General features: G+C 69.5%; 13 protein-coding genes and 3 pseudogenes. 8 read left to right on the top strand and 8 right to left on the bottom strand.

Features of this window, described 5'->3' with window-relative positions:
- The first annotated feature begins 33 nt into the window (after positions 1 to 33).
- On the top strand, positions 34 to 1,221 hold the full coding sequence (locus ACIBNA_RS31920; RefSeq protein ID WP_399168657.1) for an MFS transporter: 1,188 nt from the start codon (positions 34 to 36) through the stop codon (positions 1,219 to 1,221).
- Positions 1,222 to 1,286: 65 nt separating this feature from the next.
- Here the strand turns inward: ACIBNA_RS31920 and ACIBNA_RS31925 are convergent, their stop codons facing one another.
- The 5 genes from ACIBNA_RS31925 to ACIBNA_RS31945 form a co-directional block, all read right to left on the bottom strand.
- Entirely contained in the window at positions 1,287 to 1,985 is a 699-nt protein-coding gene (locus ACIBNA_RS31925) for a hypothetical protein (protein ID WP_399168658.1), read from the bottom strand.
- A gap of 7 nt (positions 1,986 to 1,992) precedes the next feature.
- The gene (locus ACIBNA_RS31930; protein WP_399168659.1) at positions 1,993 to 2,817 is read right to left on the bottom strand and encodes an SAM-dependent methyltransferase; all 825 of its coding nucleotides are present in this window, start codon (positions 2,815 to 2,817) and stop codon (positions 1,993 to 1,995) included.
- 137 nt (positions 2,818 to 2,954) lie between these two features.
- The gene (locus ACIBNA_RS31935; RefSeq protein ID WP_399168660.1) at positions 2,955 to 3,449 is read right to left on the bottom strand and encodes a hypothetical protein; all 495 of its coding nucleotides are present in this window, start codon (positions 3,447 to 3,449) and stop codon (positions 2,955 to 2,957) included.
- 101 nt (positions 3,450 to 3,550) lie between these two features.
- The gene (locus tag ACIBNA_RS31940; protein WP_399168661.1) at positions 3,551 to 4,252 is read right to left on the bottom strand and encodes a polysaccharide deacetylase family protein; all 702 of its coding nucleotides are present in this window, start codon (positions 4,250 to 4,252) and stop codon (positions 3,551 to 3,553) included.
- A gap of 2 nt (positions 4,253 to 4,254) precedes the next feature.
- The gene (locus tag ACIBNA_RS31945) at positions 4,255 to 4,929 is read right to left on the bottom strand and encodes a glycoside hydrolase family 11 protein (protein WP_399168662.1); all 675 of its coding nucleotides are present in this window, start codon (positions 4,927 to 4,929) and stop codon (positions 4,255 to 4,257) included.
- Between the two features lie 458 nt (positions 4,930 to 5,387).
- On the opposite strand from ACIBNA_RS31945, the gene ACIBNA_RS31950 reads away from it, so the two are divergent.
- Positions 5,388 to 6,428 carry a M20 family metallopeptidase gene (locus tag ACIBNA_RS31950; RefSeq protein ID WP_399168663.1) on the top strand — a complete coding sequence of 347 codons (1,041 nt, stop codon included), beginning with the start codon at positions 5,388 to 5,390 and terminating at the stop codon, positions 6,426 to 6,428.
- Here ACIBNA_RS31950 and ACIBNA_RS31955 read toward each other — a convergent pair.
- Positions 6,425 to 6,832 (bottom strand): annotated as a pseudogene (locus tag ACIBNA_RS31955) (CocE/NonD family hydrolase); the annotation flags it as partial. The gene ACIBNA_RS31950 and the pseudogene ACIBNA_RS31955 overlap by 4 nt on opposite strands.
- Between ACIBNA_RS31955 and ACIBNA_RS31960 the strand changes: the two are divergent.
- A pseudogene (locus ACIBNA_RS31960) lies at positions 6,824 to 6,949 on the top strand (TetR/AcrR family transcriptional regulator); the annotation flags it as partial. The pseudogenes ACIBNA_RS31955 and ACIBNA_RS31960 overlap by 9 nt on opposite strands.
- 95 nt (positions 6,950 to 7,044) lie before the next feature.
- Here the strand turns inward: ACIBNA_RS31960 and ACIBNA_RS31965 are convergent.
- Positions 7,045 to 7,896 carry an MBL fold metallo-hydrolase gene (locus ACIBNA_RS31965; RefSeq protein WP_399168664.1) on the bottom strand — a complete coding sequence of 284 codons (852 nt, stop codon included), beginning with the start codon at positions 7,894 to 7,896 and terminating at the stop codon, positions 7,045 to 7,047.
- Between the two features lie 200 nt (positions 7,897 to 8,096).
- Positions 8,097 to 8,258: pseudogene (locus ACIBNA_RS31970) on the bottom strand (IS1380 family transposase); the annotation flags it as partial.
- A 1,130-nt stretch (positions 8,259 to 9,388) separates the two neighbouring features.
- On the opposite strand from ACIBNA_RS31970, the gene ACIBNA_RS31975 reads away from it, so the two are divergent.
- From ACIBNA_RS31975 to ACIBNA_RS31995, 5 genes are all read left to right on the top strand, one after another.
- Positions 9,389 to 10,393 (top strand): ABC transporter substrate-binding protein, encoded by a 1,005-nt coding sequence (locus ACIBNA_RS31975; RefSeq protein ID WP_399168665.1) that lies wholly within the window; start codon positions 9,389 to 9,391, stop codon positions 10,391 to 10,393.
- A gap of 96 nt (positions 10,394 to 10,489) precedes the next feature.
- Entirely contained in the window at positions 10,490 to 12,028 is a 1,539-nt protein-coding gene (locus tag ACIBNA_RS31980) for a sugar ABC transporter ATP-binding protein (RefSeq protein WP_399168666.1), read from the top strand.
- Positions 12,025 to 13,119: an ABC transporter permease gene (locus ACIBNA_RS31985; RefSeq protein WP_399168667.1), complete on the top strand. Its 1,095-nt coding sequence runs from the start codon at positions 12,025 to 12,027 to the stop codon at positions 13,117 to 13,119. Before ACIBNA_RS31980 ends, ACIBNA_RS31985 begins: the two co-directional genes overlap by 4 nt.
- The gene (gene yjfF / locus ACIBNA_RS31990; protein ID WP_399168668.1) at positions 13,116 to 14,141 is read left to right on the top strand and encodes a galactofuranose ABC transporter, permease protein YjfF; all 1,026 of its coding nucleotides are present in this window, start codon (positions 13,116 to 13,118) and stop codon (positions 14,139 to 14,141) included. Before ACIBNA_RS31985 ends, yjfF begins: the two co-directional genes overlap by 4 nt.
- Positions 14,142 to 14,158: 17 nt before the next feature.
- Positions 14,159 to 15,589 (top strand): glycoside hydrolase family 43 protein, encoded by a 1,431-nt coding sequence (locus tag ACIBNA_RS31995; protein ID WP_399168669.1) that lies wholly within the window; start codon positions 14,159 to 14,161, stop codon positions 15,587 to 15,589.
- The last annotated feature ends 92 nt before the right edge of the window (positions 15,590 to 15,681 follow it).

A 15,681-nucleotide genomic window follows, 5' to 3' on the forward strand; every position in this document is an offset into this window, starting at 1 on the left:
CCACGCCCTACGGGCCGGCCGGAGACTCCCCGCATGCGCAGTTACCGCGAACTGTTCCGCACGCCCGAGTTCACCCCGTTCTTCCTGGCCGCGTCGGCGCAGACGGTCGCTCAGACGATGGGCGAACTGGCGCTGGGCACCCTGGTGTACCGGGCGACCGAGTCGCCGCTGCTGTCCGCGGTGAGCATGTTCGGTTCGTCGCTGGTGCAGGTGGTGGGCGCGGTGTTCCTGCTCTCGGCGGCCGACCGGCTGCCCCCGCGCGCGGCCCTGACGGCCCTGCCCCTGCTCTTCGCGGCGGCCACGGCGGCCCTGGCCCTGCCCGGCCTGCCGATCTGGGCGCTCTTCGTGATCGTCCTGGCCAAGGGGCTGGTGGAGTCGGTGGGCGGGGGAGTGCGCTGGGGCCTGCTGAACGAGATCCTCTCCAGGGACGGCTATCTGCTGGGCCGCTCGGTCTTCAACATGATGAGCGGCCTCATGCAGGTCGCCGGATACGCGACCGGCGGCGCCCTCGTGGCCCTGCTGTCCCCACGGGTCTGCCTGCTGGTGGCCGCCGCCCTCTACCTGCTGTCGGCCGCGGTCGTCCGCCTCGGCCTGACCGGCCGTCCACCCCGTACGACCGGCCGCCCCTCGGTGTCGGCGACGTGGCGCGCCAACGCCCTGCTCTGGTCGTCCGCACCCCGCCGCCAGGTCTATCTGGCCCTCTGGATCCCCAACGGCCTGGTCGTGGGCTGCGAGTCCCTCTACGTCTCCTACGCCCCCGACCGGGCCGGCACCCTGTTCGCCTGCGCCGCGCTGGGCATGCTGGCCGGGGACGTGCTGGTGGGCCGCCTGGTCCCACCGCGGCTGCGCCCCCGCCTGGGCTTCCCGCTCCTGCTGCTCCTGGCCGCCCCGTACGTGCCCTTCCTGCTCCACCCGCCGCTGCCGCTCGCGGCGGCCGCGGTCACGCTGGCCTCGGTCGGCTTCGGCGCGAGCCTAGTCCAGCAGGAGCGCCTGGTGGCCCTGACGCCCGACGCCCTCACGGGGCACGCCCTGGGACTGCACTCGGCGGGGATGCTCACGATGCAGGGGGTGGCGGCGGCGCTCGCGGGTTCGGTGGCCCAACTGACCTCCCCGGCCGGGGCGATGACGGCGATGGCGACGGTGTCGGCCGGGGTGACGCTGGCGCTGATGGCGGCGGGGAGGCGGGAGCGGCGGGCGACGGCACCGGTGCCGGGACGGTGAGCTTCCGAGGGAAGGTCTCCCCTTTCCCCTCCGGTCAGGTACCGACCGGTCAGTCCCCGTGCGGGTCACTCCTCGTCCGGGACACTCTCGTCCGGGGCCTCGCCCTCGATGAGCCGTTCCGCGATGTCGTCGGCCCACTCCTGGGCCCAGCGGCGGAGTCCGGCGACAGCGACGGCGTCGAGGCCGTGGGCGGTGAACGCGCTGTCGTCGAGCCAGTCCGTGCCGGTCAGCCGGGCCTGGAGGTCGGTGAGATCGAAGGGTTCGGGGGCGTGACGGCGGCCGAGTTCCTCCAGTTCGGGGTGGCTCCAGCGGGCCGAGGCGGCGTGTACGTCGACCAGGTCGCGGGCCAGTCCCCGGTCGGCCAGGTCCCGCACGCGGGTGCCGACGAGGTCGTCGAGGGAGAGGGCCGGCCCGAGCCCGGTCGCCACGGGCGGGCGCCACAGCACCTCCTTGCGGATGCCGGTCTCGTACTCCGCACCGGTCGCCGCGTCGGTGACGAGGAACTGGGCGGACAGCGGATCGCTCTCGAGCGTCTGCACGAGCCAGCCGCGCGCCACCAGCCCCGTCCGTACGGTGTCGGCGATGCCGTCCATACCGGCCGGGTGCTCGGTGGCGACGTCCACGTCCCGCCCGTCCCGCTGCACCAGCCCGTGCGCCAGCACCGCGTACCCGCCGGCGAGGACGAGGGAGTAGGGCTCACCCACCGCGAGCAGATCACCGATGAGCCGCCGGACCGGCTCGGGGACGGGGGGCGGTGCGGACATGTCCTGATTATCGCGCGGGGACTTCCCTCGGCTTGCGGCCCACGCCGCAGTACGCGTCCACACCAGCGGCATCCTCACCGGCCGGCCCCTCGGAAGGCTCCGGCCGCCACTCGGGCACCCGCACGACTCCCGGCTCCACCAACTCCAGCCCGTCGAAGAACCCGGCGATCTCGGCAACCTCACGGACGTGATACGGCACGGCCCCACTCGCGTTGTATGCCTCCGACGCGGCGATCATGCCCTCACTCGTCGCGGTGCTGTCGCTGATCACCAGGTGGCTGCCGGCCGGCAACCCCGCCATCAGGCGCCGCACCAGCTCACGCGCCTGCTCGTAGTCGGCGACGTGCCCCAGCGTGTTGAGGATCATCAGGCCGACCGGCCGGGACAGGTCGAGCGTGCCCGCGGCGGCCTCCAGGACCGCCTCCGGGTCGTACAGGTCGGCGTCCAGATAGGCGGTCCTGCCCCCGGGCGTGCTGGTGAGCAGGGCGCTCGCATGGGCCAGCACGATGGGGTCGTTGTCGACGTACACGATCCGGGAGTCCGGTGCCACGCGCTGGGCGACCTCGTGCGTGTTGTCGGCGGTCGGCAGCCCGGTGCCGATGTCCAGGAACTGCCGCACACCCTGCTCGACGGCCAGATACCGCACGGCCCGTCCCAGGAACCGACGGCTCGTGACCGCCACGTCGACCAGGCCCGGGAAGATCGACTTGATCTGGTCGCCGATCTCGCGGTCGACCTCGTAGTTGTCCTTGCCGCCGACGAAGTAGTTCCAGAAGCGGGCCGAGTGCGGCTTGGACGTGTCGATACGGGCACGCAGGCTGTCGTCGAGCACGGCAGGGCCTCCTGAGGGCGGGGAAGGGGGACCGGTCCACCAACCTAGGTGAACTCCCTGCTCGGATACGGATGTCGCCCCACCCCGTCACCGGGCCACCGTGGGGTTTCGGCCACGCTGAAGCCAGCCGCCGCCCGTCACACCCCGCCGGAGGCGAAACCGCCCAGGCGCCGGCCGTCGCTCCCGCCGCCGCTCCCGTGCCGCCGCGTCGCCAGCCACACGCCCCGCCCCAGGGCCCACAGAACCAGCCCGGCCGCGACCGGCGTACCGAAGATGATCAGCAGCCCGGCACCGATGTTGGCCCCGACGACCCCCGCGGTCAGGATCCGCCACCCCACACCGGCCATGAGCCCGACGACCACCAGTGGCCCGAGCACCCCCCACCAGCGCCGGTCCATCCCGCCACGCCGCGCACCCCGCACGAGCACCGCGGCACCGACCCCCGCCACCACCAGCGCGAGCCCACCGACACCGGCGGCCACACCGTCCCCGATGTCCCACGGCCGATAGGCGTAGTCGAGCTCACTCGCCGGCAGCCCGTCGTAGTTCTGCTGCCCCATCAGCCCCCAAGCGGCGACGGGCACCCCGAGCACGAGCGCGGCCCCGGCCGAAAGCATTCCCCGATTCTTCATAGGGCCATGGTCGCGAGGGTGGGACGGGGCCGTCATGAGCACGTGTACTCAAGTACCCGTGCCCAGGGCGCGATGGCGCTGACGGCCATCGCGCCGTTCGGTCAGCCGGGAGCCACCGCACGCCCCGTCTGCGGGGAGATCATCCCCGCGCACAGGCCCCGGGCCGACAGCCCCTGGGCGATGCGGGGGATCGCTGCCCGGGCGTTGGCCGACCAGTCGTGCATGAGGATGACCTGGCTGTTGGTGAGGCGGCCGGCGGCCTGGACGATCGCTTCGGTGCTCGCGCCGTTCCAGTCCTGTGAGTCGACGTGCCAGATGATCTCGGTGAGGCCGTGCCGGGCCGCGACCGACTTGACCGTCGCGTTGGTCTCGCCGTACGGCGGGCGGAACAGTTTCGGTGTGCCGCCTGACGCGTTGGCGATGGCCTGCTGGGTCCGGGAGATCTCGGAGTCGATCTGTGCCTGGCTCAGCCGGGTCAGGTGCGGGTGGGTGTAGCTGTGGTTCCCGACCCACATCCCGGCCGTCACCTGGGCCCGGACCAGTGACGGGTTGGCGGCGGCGTGCTGGCCCTGGTTGAACATCGTGGCCCGTAGCCCGTTCTGGCGGAGGGTGTTGAGCAGTGCCGTCGTGTTGCCGGACGGGCCGTCGTCGAAGGTGAGTCCGACGTATCCGTTGCAGGCGGCGGCCTGGGCCGGGGTGGCGGTGGCGGCTGTCGTGGTGGTGGCTGTGAGGGTGGCGGCTGAGGCCGTCACCAAGGCCCTCGTGAGCAGGGTGCGCAGCGAGGGCCGTGGTGTGGTTGCCATCGTCAGCGCACCGTGATCCTGGAGCTGCCGCTGCTCTGGTAGCCCTCGGTCGCCATGATCATGTAGTACTTGAAGCTGCCCATGGGCATGCCGGCCCGAGCCCAGGCGTCGAAGTGGTTGCCGGCCGTGATGGTGCCGCCCGTCCTCTTGGACTGCCGGACGCTCCAGTACTGGTCGAAGGTCCGTATGCCCTCGACGGACGGGGCGTTGTAGCGCGTCGTCTTGTAGATGTCGTACGTGCCGCCGTCGCTGGTGACGGTCCCCTTGTACGTGCCCGTGGGCCGGTACGTGCCCCAGTTGTCGACGATGTAGTACTCGACGAGCGGGTTCGCCGTCCAGCCGTAGAGGGTCAGGTAGGCGTTGCCGGACGGGTTGAACGTGCCGGAGTAGTTCACGGTGCGGCGGGCGCCGGTGCTCCAGCCCTTGCCGGCGACGAAGTTGCCGGTGTTCCGCCATGAGGTGCTGTAACTGCCGCCCGCGGACAGGGTCATGGAGACCGTGCCCGGTGCGTCGGTCCAGAACGAGTAGTAGTAGCCGTCGTGCGTCCCGGTCTGGTTCCTGTTGACGACCGTGTCGGCGTGGGCGGTCCCCGGCAGGGCCATGCCGGCGACCGCGACCAGGAGCATCGTGCAGGCGGCGCTGATGAGCAGCCGCAGGCGGCTTGATGAGTGGGTCATGGGGGTGCTGCCTCCTTGTCCGTGTGGGGTCGTGACGGAGGTGTGCTGTCCCCGGGAGTGTTGGCCTGGCCCTGTCAACTGTCAATGGTTTCGGTAGTTGTTGCGAAAGATTCGTTGGCCCGGATGTCTGAGTGGGGATGTATTTCTGCGGGTTGGCGGCGTGTTGGAGCTGGGGTGGACCGAAGGTCGGGAGGGGAGTGGTGATGTCTGGGCCGGAGTTGAGGATTCCGCTACTCGAATCTTTCGGACGGTTTCCGGATCATAAGGAACCCGGAGCCGCACGAGGAGGCGAGGGGTGCCCCCACCCGCAGGCGGCGGCATGCGCGAGGGGGGGGACCCGTGGGGATCGGGGCGGTGGACGCCGAAGTGGCCCGCCTGGATGGCGGGTTGGTCGAGCTGAGGCGGGACATCCACCGGCACCCCGAGCTGCCGGGGAGGAGCGCCGTACCGCGGGCGTGGTGGCCCGAGAGCTGCGAGCGGCCGGGCTGACCGTCACCACCGGGGTCGGCGGTCACGGCGTGGTCGGCGTCCTGCACGGCGGGCGGCCGGGCCGGACGGTCGCGTACCGGGCGGACATGGACGCGGTGCCGCCCAAGGACATCGTCGGAGGCGGCCAGGCCGCGGCCCACTTCTGCGGGCACGACATCCACACGACGGTGGCCCTCGGCGTCGCCAAGGTCCTGGCGCGGCCGCGGCAGCACCTGAGCGGCACGGTCGTGTTCCTCTTCCAGCCTGCCGAGGAAAGCCTCTCCGGAGCCCGCGCGATGATCGAGGCGGGCGTGCTGGAGCGCGCCCGCGTCGAGGAGATCCACGCGCTGCACTGCGGGCCTTTCCCCGTCGGCCGGTTCGCTGTGACCGGGGGGTACGGGATGCCGGGCCAGGACAAGGCGGAGGTGACGCTCCAGGGCCCGGACGCCGCACCCGACGCCGCACGGCGACTGGCCGCCGAGATCGGCGCGCTCGCCACGGTGACGCCCCCGCAGACGCCCGCGGACATCGAGCGGATGGTCAGCGACGCCCAGACGCCCGACGGTCCGTTCGCCCGCTTCGTCGCCCTCCGGGCCTCGGCCCAGGAGACCAAGGTGGGCGTGTCCTACCGCTGTTGGCCGCAGGAGCGGTACACGGAGATACGCGAGGAGATCCGCCGACTGGCCAGGTCATACAGGGGAGCCGCGGTGAGCTTCCCCGCCGAGCCGTTCCCCGCCCTGGTCTGCCCGGAACCCGACGCCCGCGCGCTCGCCCACCACCTGCGCCGCAGACTGGGCCGTGACTCGGTCGCCACGCTCCACTCCGCGTTCCCGCCTTTCAGCGGCGAGGACTACGCCCTCTACCTGGACCGCATCCCCGGCACCTACACCTTCCTCGGCGTCCGCGCCCCCGGCGCCCCCGTCACCACCAGCTACCCCCACTTCCCCGACTTCGCCCCGGACGAGCGGTCCATCGGCATCGGGGTGCGGGCGATGGCGGGATGGATCGCGCAGCGGACCCGCCGCCGTTAGACGTTCCCGTGGGGAAGCATCAGCACGGAGCCGGTGTGCAGCGTGATGCGTATCGGAGTGAAGTCGACGGCGTCCGCCGGGGACTTGCCGGTACCTGGATTGCGGGCGTAGCGCGGATGGGCACCGGCACTGATCTGCCAGCGCATCCGGTGCCCGGCCGGGAAGCGGTAGGCGGTGGAGCTCATCCGCACGGTGACCTCCGAGGGCGCCTGCCCCACCGTCTCCAGCCGAGCCAGCCCGTCACAGACGTTGGTGGAACGGCCCTGCGCGTCCACGTCGCACAGGCGGCTGAAGACGTCGGCGTACCCGGTGTCCGTGGAGACGCTCAGCCGCGCGGAGACCGGACCGAGGATGTCCACGGGTTCGGCCAGCGGCGGGCCGGTGAAGGTCAGGACGTCGCCGCGGCCGGCCACCACCCAGAACTCGCCGAGGCCCTCGTCGCCCCCGCACGCCCCCTGACCCCCGAAGCGACGTTCAGCCGCTTCCTCAACCGCCTACTCGACGGCCTCGGCACGGACTGACGGAGTTCGACATCAGACTCAATGCGCTGGCGGTGTCCAGCCTCCGCCTTTCACTTGCGGCGGTGTAAGGAAACGGCCTGGGACCACGGGCACAGTCACGTCCCCGACGGTCGCGGTTGTTCCGGTGGTACCGAGCTCTCGGCGACCGCCATCCACTGGTCCAGGTCGGCCTGGGTGAACTCTGCCCACGGGGGGATCTCGGGGAGCTGGCGGAGGAGGTCGTAGGCCTCGGAGATCTTGGGGCCGCGGAGGACCGGGGAATGGCAGCCGGCGATGACCTCGGCGTTCAGGCGTTGGAAGTCGTCCACGACCGTCCGGAACTTCTGGGTGTCCAGCAACGCGACCCAGGGAGAGACCAGCCGTCCACCGAAGAATTGGCCGTCGCGGAACTCGTCCGCGGACAACGCCGCTACGTCCGGCATCGGGGTGGGTACGTTCGTGGCGAAGGTGTCGACGGCCCACAGGACGTTGGTCTTCGGGTCGAAGAGGGCGCGGGTTGTGGGGTTGTCGTACAGGGGCGGTCGTTTGGCGACCAGGGTGCGGTCGCCCGCGTCGATCGTGTCGCCGTCGGTCATGAAGCGGCACCGGTTGATGGGGGTCTCCCACTCCTCGGCCATACGGCCGATGGAGAACCATGTCGTCAGCAGGGTCGCGTTCGGGCATTCGGCGAGGACCGCCAGGAGGTTGCCGGCGTGGTCGCGGTCGTCGTGGGTGAGGAATATCCACCGTACGTCCAGGGGATCTACGACGGACCAGGCTGCCTCCAGCCACTGGGAGCGCACTGCGGGCGCCCCGGTATCCACGAGGACCGGTTCGGCTCCCCGGATCACCATCGAGTTCATCGGAAAGTGACCGACCGGCGGGGCCTCAAGGGCCCACGGGACGACGAACGTCTCCTCGGCGATCTTGTACGGCTGCAGAAGGCTGAACGTTTCCATGGTTGTCATCGCTGCTCTCCTTAGGACGGAGTCGCCGCAGCATCCATGAATCCAGTGCAGCCCCGTGGGGGGCCATCGTCAAACGCAGAACGTTCATGAGTCCTCGTTGCTGTGCTGACGGGGACTCTGTGTCTGCGAGGTTCTTTTCGGGGTTGGGGCAGGTTGACGGCCCGGTTGTCGCGTCGGGTGGGCGCCGGGTTCCACTTTCCGCGGGCGCCGCGGCTGCGGTCACCGCAGCGGGCCCGCCTGCGGTGACGCAGTTCGAGATCGGCGAGCTGGCCACGCTTCGTGTTGGTGGCGAAGCAAGTCAGCCGCAGCCCGTCGATGCCGGTGAAGCACAGCTCCGTGGTTCCCACGTGTTCATGGGGCTTCCCGGCCTCATGTGTGCTGAATCCGTTTCGCGAGGGCAGCCGGCGTCAGAGACTGTCGACGTGTCCGTCCGCGCCCGCTCGCGCGGCGGATCACCAGGAATGCGCTGGTCCCGGCTGGCGAGACAGCGTCCGGAGCTGAATCCGGGTGTGCGGCCCAGCCTGCGCACGATGCCCAGCTCCTTTGGGGTGCGCACCGTGCGATGAGGGGCGCCGCCCCGTGCCGAGCCATGCCGTGCCGTGGTCCGGGCGTGAGGCGCCCGGCGTTCGGGATCCCCCGTGGGCGGCAGCAGGGAGGGACGGGCCGCACGGACCGCGGTGCTGCCGGACCTGTCGGCGTCATAACGGTGCCCTCATTTCGCGGCTCCGACCCGGACCAGCGTGCAAGGAAGGATCGTTAGCGGACCGGCCGTCCGGGATGGCGCACGGAGTTCGATACTTCGTTCATCGATCGAAAGGTATGGCCATGCCTGCCAAGCGTCAACCTCTGCCGAAGAAGGCGCTTTCGCGCCGGGCGACCGGCAGGCCGTCAGCCTCGCCCGCTGCCCCGCGTTATCCAAACGTGATGGCCTGCTTCTCGCGCAACCTCTTGACCAGGTGGGACGGTGGGCGCTCATATGACCTCCGCATCACTGACCACTTGAGGGAGGTACGCCCGTGGCACATCCGGCACACAGCAGCACCTCCCTGGCAGGTTGCGGCCAACGGTTAGTCAGGCACTTCTTGTTTCGAAAGCCGGGCGAGGTGAGCGCCCGTACTCCCTGCGACGCCGCCGCGTTCGTCGAGGAGTGGAACGAGGGCGCGGCCCGGCCGGAACACCTCCGGTCGTCACCGAGCCCGGACTCATCGCCCGCGTCGGCCGGGCGACGCCGGCGTCACGACCACTTCGCCGCCCCTCCCTGATCCCGCTCCTCCGGCGCCGCGCACATCGCCGGCTCCCCACCCCCTGCATCCGGCCGTTCCCGGCCTCACCCCGCCCTGACTACCTCTGACGGCACGCGCCACACATGTTCAATATTTCGAACGTTGGTCGGTCCTCAGGACGTCATCACTTCCACGGTTTCCGACGGAACGTCAGAAGTCGCAGCAACCCGAGTCCAATCCCCGGGCCGGCTCAACGAAGGAGATCAAGCATGTTCAGCAGAAGGAACTTCCTCACCGCGGCGGTCGGTGTGGCGGCTGCGACCGGACTCGCGGCCTGCGCCAAGGAGGACGGCAGCTCTTCCGCCTCCGCCGGCAGCGGCAGCAAGGCGATCACCCTCGGCTTCTCCCAGGTCGGCTCGGAGAGCGGCTGGCGCACCGCCAACAGCGACTCGGTGAAGTCGGCCGCGAAGGAGGCGGGTTACACCCTCAAGTTCTCCGACGCCCAGCAGAAGCAGGAGAACCAGATCTCCGCGATCCGCAACTACATCGCGCAGAAGGTCGACGTCATCGCCTTCTCGCCGGTGGTCGTCACCGGTTGGGACGCGGTGCTCAAGGAGGCCAAGGCCGCGAAGATCCCGGTGGTCCTCACCGACCGCTCCGTCGAGACCTCCGACGACTCCCTGTACGCGACCCTGGTGGGCTCCGACTTCACGGACGAGGGCCGGCGCGCCGCAAAGATCCTGGAGAAGGTCCTGGAGAAGGCCGGTCACAAGGGGGCCGTGAAGATCGCCCAGCTGGAGGGCACCACCGGCGCCGCCCCCGCGATCGAGCGCGCCAAGGGCTTCAAGGAGGTCATGGACGCGGACCACGCGGACGACTGGAAGGTCGTCGTCAGCCAGACCGGTGACTTCACCCGTGCCGGAGGCAAGCAGGTCATGGCGGCCTTCCTCCAGTCCAACCCGGACATCAACGTGCTCTTCGCGCACAACGACGACATGGCCATCGGCGCCATCCAGTCCATCGAGGCGGCCGGCAAGAAGCCCGGCAAGGACATCCTCATCGTCTCCATCGACGGCGTGAAGGACGGCTTCGTCGCCATGTCCGAGGGCAAGATCAACGCCATCGTCGAGTGCAACCCGCTGCTCGGCCCTCAGCTGATGGAGGTCGTGAAGAAGGTCAAGGACGGCGAGACGGTCGAACGCTGGATCAAGACCAAGGAGAGCGACTTCATGCAGGACCAGGCCAAGGACGCGCTCCCCACCCGCAAGTACTGACCGACCGTCCCCACCGGCAGGGAGCCTCCGGCCGACCGGCATTCCCCGGCCGGGAGGCTCCCTGCGGACCTGGACCCATTCATGAGGAGCGCTGCCATGGCAGAGCCGCGGCCCGTCCTGGAGATGACGGGCGTAGTCAAGGAGTTCCCGGGGGTAAAGGCTCTGTCGGGCGTCGACTTCCGCCTCTTCCCGGGCGAGATCCACGCCCTGATGGGCGAGAACGGGGCCGGAAAGTCCACGCTGATCAAGGTGCTGACGGGGGTCTACTCCCTGGACGGCGGCACGATCACCCTCGACGGCGAGTCCGTACGGTTCGGCAGCCCGTTGCAGGCGCAGCAGGCCGGCATCAGCACGGTCTACCAGGAGGTCAACCTCTGCCCCAACCTGTCGGTGGCGGAGAACATCTTCATCGGACGCGAACCCACCCGCGCCGGCCGCATCCAGTGGAAGCGGATGCGCAAGGAGGCGGAGGAGCTGGTCGACCGGCTCGGACTCGACATCGACGTCGCCGCGCCGCTGTCCTCGTACCCGCTGGCCGTGCAGCAACTGGTCGCGATCGTACGGTCGGTGGGCACCGGGGACCGTGACGCCGCGGGATCCGGCACCAAGGTGCTGGTCCTCGACGAGCCGACCTCCAGCCTCGACCGCGACGAGGTCCTCGAACTCTTCCGTCTGATGCGGCAGTTGAGGGACGAGGGCGTCGCGATCCTGTTCGTGTCGCACTTCCTCGACCAGATCTACGAGGTCTGCGACCGGATGACCGTCCTGCGCAACGGCACCCTGGTCGGCGAGCACCTGGTCCGAGACCTCGACCAGGTCGGACTGATCGAGTTGATGATCGGCAAGGCCCTGGACCAGCTCGAGGAGCTGCACGAGCACCAGATGCACTCCGACGTCGGCGAGACGCTGGTCAAGGCCGAGGGGCTCGGCCGCACCGGGGGGATCGCCCCCTTCGACCTGGAGATCAAGAAGGGGGAGGTGCTCGGACTCGCCGGCCTGCTGGGATCGGGCCGCACCGAGCTCGCCCGGCTGCTGTTCGGAGCCGACCAGCCCGACAGCGGCAAGGTGACCGTCGGCGGCAAGCAGGTCTCGATGAGCGCCCCGAACGACGCCATCGGCGCCGGGGTGGCGTTCTGCTCGGAGAACCGCAAGGCCGAGGGGCTGGTCCCCGATCTGACGGTGCGCGAGAACATCATCCTCGCCCTCCAGGCGGCCCGCGGCTGGACCCGGCCCATCCCGGCCTCCCAGCGCGACGAACTCGTCGCCAAGTACATCAAGGCGCTGGACATCCGCCCCGCCGACCCGGAAGCCCGGGTGGGCCGTCTCAGCGGCGGCAACCAGCAGAAGGTGCTGCTCGCCCGCTGGCTGATCACCCAGCCGCAGCTGCTGATCCTGGACGAGCCGACGCGCGGCATCGACGTCGGCGCCAAGGCGGAGATCCAGAAACTGGTGGTGTCCCTCTCCGAGGACGGCATGTCGGTGCTGTACATCGCGGCCGAACTGGAGGAGGTGCTCCGGCTCAGCCACACCATCGGAGTGCTGCGCGACCGCCGGCTGGTGGCACGGCTGACCAACGGGCCGGAGATCACCACCAGCAAGATCCTCGAGACCATCGCGAGCGGAGAACACCAGTGACCACCACCTCCCGCTGGCGAGCACTGACGCATCACCACCTGTTCTGGCCGGTCGCGGTCCTGATCGCCCTGCTGCTCGTCAACGTCCCCTTCACACCCGACTTCTTCTCGATCAAGATGACGGACGGCCACCTCTACGGCAGCCTCGTCTCCATCGTGCTGTTCGGCTCACCGCTGATCCTGGTCGCGGTCGGCATGACCCTGGTCATCGCCACCGGCGGCATCGATCTCTCCGTCGGTGCCGTGGTCGCCATCACCGGCGCCCTGACCTGTTCGTACATCAGCGACCAGGCCGACCAGAACACCTTGTCCGCGGTGTTCCTGGCGATGGGCATCGGGCTGGTGGCCGCGGTCGTCTGCGGTCTGTGGAACGGCTTCCTGGTGGCCAGGATGGGAATCCAGCCCATCATCGCGACCCTCATCATCATGGTCGCGGGCCGAGGTGTCGCCCAGCTGGTCACCGACGGCCAGATCATCACCATCAACAGCGAGCCGTACAAGCTGATCGGCGGCGGCTACTGGCTGACCCTGCCCTTCTCTGTCTTCGTGGTGGCCGCCGTGGTGGCCGTCACCGTGGCGCTGACCCGCCGCACGGCGCTCGGCCTGCTGGTCGAGTCGGTCGGCGGCAACGCCGAGGCCAGCCGCCTGGTCGGCATCAGGTCCACGCGCATCAAGATCATGGTCTACATGTTCTGCGCGCTGTGCGCCGGCATCGCGGGCCTGATGATCAGCTCCAACACCTCGGCCGCGGACGGCAACAACGCTGGTCTGTGGATCGAACTCGACGCGATCCTCGCTGTCGTCATCGGCGGCACCTCGCTGCTCGGCGGCCGGTTCTCCATCGGCGGCACGGTGGTCGGCGCCCTCGTCATCCAGACCCTGACCACCACGATCTACACCATCGGCGTGCCGACCCAGACCAACCTGGTCTTCAAGGCCGCCGTCGTCATCGTCGTCTGCCTGCTGCAGTCCCCGAAGTTCCGGGCCAAGGTCTTCGGCGCGAAGGGCCCCAAGGGCCCGCGCCTGGACGCCGCCCCGGTGGAGCCCGCTCCGGCGGCCGACGCCGCCCCGAAGATGGAGGTGTCGCGATGAGCGCGACCGCCCAGACCCCCAAGGCGGCTCCGAGCGGCAGCACCGCCTCCCGTGGCGCGCGCCTGCTCGGCGACAGGCGTCTGCCCGTCCTGGTCACGGCCGGCCTGTTCATCGCCATGTACATCGGTGGCCTCAGCCGGTACCAGAACTACGGGTTCGGCGAACCCCAGGTGTTCCTCAACCTGTTCATCGACAACGGCTATCTGCTGGTCGCAGCCATCGGTGCCACCTTCGTCATCATGTCCGGCGGCATCGACCTGTCCGTGGGCTCGGTGATCGGCTTCACCACCATGTTCACGGCGTGGCTGGTGGAACGTCAGGGACTGCCGCTGCTCCTGGTCGTCCCCCTCGCGCTGGCCGTCGGCGCCTTCGGCGGTTTCCTGATGGGCTATGTGATCCACAACTTCGAGATCCAGCCGTTCATCGTCACGCTCGCCGGGCTCTTCCTCTTCCGCGGACTGTGTCTGGTCATCAGCAAGGAATCGATCTCCATCAGCGACGCCTCGGTGGGCACCCTGGCCCAGACGCGGGTGTCGCTCGGCCTGGGGGAACTGTCGATCGGCGCCCTCGTGGCCCTGGTCGTCCTCGGTGTCGCCTGCTACGTGCTCCACTACACACGCTTCGGACGCCGTGTGTACGCCATCGGCGGCAACGAGCAGTCGGCTCTGCTCATGGGCCTTCCGCTGGGCGGCACGAAGATCGCCGTGTACACGGTGAGCGGCTTCTGCTCGGCCCTGGCGGGTCTGCTGTTCATGCTGTACATCCAGTCGGGCGACCCGCTGCACGCCATCGGCATGGAACTCGACGCCATCGCCGCCGTGGTCATCGGCGGCACCCTGCTGACCGGCGGTTCCGGTTACGTGGTGGGCACGCTCTTCGGGGTGCTGGTGCTCGGCCTGATCAAGAGCGTCATCACGTTCGAGGGCACGCTCAGCTCCTGGTGGACGAAGATCGCCACAGGTGTGCTGCTGTGCGCCTTCATCCTGATCCAGCGGACCATGACGGCACGCCGGAAGACCTGACGGGCACTGCAATGCACATGCGCGCGCTTCTCTCCAGGCTGTCGACGATATTGCTCGCCGTCTGCCTCCTCTTCACAGGCCAGGCCCTGACCACAGCTCAGCGGGCCGCCGCCGCCGACCCGGGCTACCTGATGACGCACTTCATCGGGGAGGGGTCGACCGGTCAGCAGATCTACTTCTCGCACAGCACGGACGGCCTGAACTGGAGTGACCTCAACGGCGGCGGGATGACCCTGCGTTCCACGGTGGGAACCCGTGGGGTGCGCGACCCCGCACTGGTCAGAGCCCCCGGCGGTGACAAGTACTGGATCATCGCGACCGACCTGTGCATCGGCTGCGGACAGTCGTGGGACCAGTCCGTGAACAACGCCAGCCGCAACCTCGTGGTGTGGGAGTCCACGGACCTGGTCACCTGGTCACAGCCGTGGCTGCTCAACGTCGCCGGCGCGATCCCCGACGGGCGCAACGCCTGGGCGCCGGAAGCGATCTGGAACCCCGAGACCAACGACTACGTCCTGTACTGGGCGACGAACGCGACCCGGGGCGGCGTGCTCAAGCACCGCATCTACTACGCCCGCACCACCGACTTCCGCACCATCACCACCCCGCAGCTCTACATCGACCGCCCCGGCACCCAGAACATCATCGACACCCAGATCGTCGAGGTGCCGTCCGGCGTCGGTGACTTCCGTTACGTACGGGCCTCCGGCGACGGCCAGATCACGCTCGAAGGCAGCAACTCGATCCTCGGTACGTGGACCAGCCTCGGCAACCTCTCCGGCATCGGCCTGACCGGCTCCCAGGTCGAAGGCCCGATGTGGATGAAGTTCAGGGACCGCAACGAGTGGACCCTGTACCTCGACCAGTACGCCTCCGGACGCGGCTACATGCCGGTCACGACGACCAACCCCTCCGCCGTCGGCACCTACCGGCTCCCGGCGTCGGGAAGCTACAACCTGGGCGGGACGAAGAAGCGCCACGGCGCGATCCTCAACCTGACGGCCGCCGAGGAGAGCCGTGTGCTCGCACGCTGGGCCAACACCCCGGCCAAGCGGCTCCAGTCGTTCAACTTCCAGGACCGGTACGTACGGCACGCCAACTTCGACGTGCGCATCGACCAGAACGTCACGGGCCCGGACGCCCAGTTCCGGCTGAGGCCCGGCCTGGCGGGCTCGGGCACCGTCTCCTTCGAGTCGGTGAACTTCCCCGGCCACTTCCTGCGGCACTCCAACTACGACTTCCAGCTGGCCTACAACGACGGCACCACCCGGTTCGCCGCGGACGCCACCTTCCGCCAGGTCGCCGGCCTCGCCGACTCGACATGGTCGTCCTTCCAGTCGTACAGCCACCCCGACCGGTACATCCGCCACTACGCCTACGAGCTCCGCCTCGACCCGATCACCACCACGACGGCCCGCAGCGATGCCACCTTCCGCGCGACGAACTGACCCACGCCGACAGGCGATCCCATGAAGTGACGCGCCCCACGCCTGCGCGGGGTCCCTCGGCCATGGCGGGGCCGCAGGCGGTTGTGCCTGCG

It is taken from the genome of Streptomyces sp. NPDC050164, from assembly GCF_044459945.1.
Taxonomy (GTDB): domain Bacteria; phylum Actinomycetota; class Actinomycetes; order Streptomycetales; family Streptomycetaceae; genus Streptomyces; species Streptomyces coeruleorubidus_A.

Excerpts from the sequence above, each read along its gene's own strand:
- ACIBNA_RS31940 (WP_399168661.1), bottom strand. The coding sequence starts at position 4,252 with ATGGCAACCACACCACGGCCCTCGCTGCGCACCCTGCTCACGAGGGCC.
- ACIBNA_RS31975 (WP_399168665.1), top strand. The coding sequence starts at position 9,389 with ATGTTCAGCAGAAGGAACTTCCTCACCGCGGCGGTCGGTGTGGCGGCT.
- ACIBNA_RS31935 (WP_399168660.1), bottom strand. The coding sequence starts at position 3,449 with ATGAAGAATCGGGGAATGCTTTCGGCCGGGGCCGCGCTCGTGCTCGGG.
- ACIBNA_RS31945 (WP_399168662.1), bottom strand. The coding sequence starts at position 4,929 with ATGACCCACTCATCAAGCCGCCTGCGGCTGCTCATCAGCGCCGCCTGC.
- ACIBNA_RS31925 (WP_399168658.1), bottom strand. The coding sequence starts at position 1,985 with ATGTCCGCACCGCCCCCCGTCCCCGAGCCGGTCCGGCGGCTCATCGGT.
- ACIBNA_RS31995 (WP_399168669.1), top strand. The coding sequence starts at position 14,159 with ATGCGCGCGCTTCTCTCCAGGCTGTCGACGATATTGCTCGCCGTCTGC.
- ACIBNA_RS31965 (WP_399168664.1), bottom strand. The coding sequence starts at position 7,896 with ATGACAACCATGGAAACGTTCAGCCTTCTGCAGCCGTACAAGATCGCC.
- yjfF (WP_399168668.1), top strand. The coding sequence starts at position 13,116 with ATGAGCGCGACCGCCCAGACCCCCAAGGCGGCTCCGAGCGGCAGCACC.
- ACIBNA_RS31920 (WP_399168657.1), top strand. The coding sequence starts at position 34 with ATGCGCAGTTACCGCGAACTGTTCCGCACGCCCGAGTTCACCCCGTTC.
- ACIBNA_RS31980 (WP_399168666.1), top strand. The coding sequence starts at position 10,490 with ATGGCAGAGCCGCGGCCCGTCCTGGAGATGACGGGCGTAGTCAAGGAG.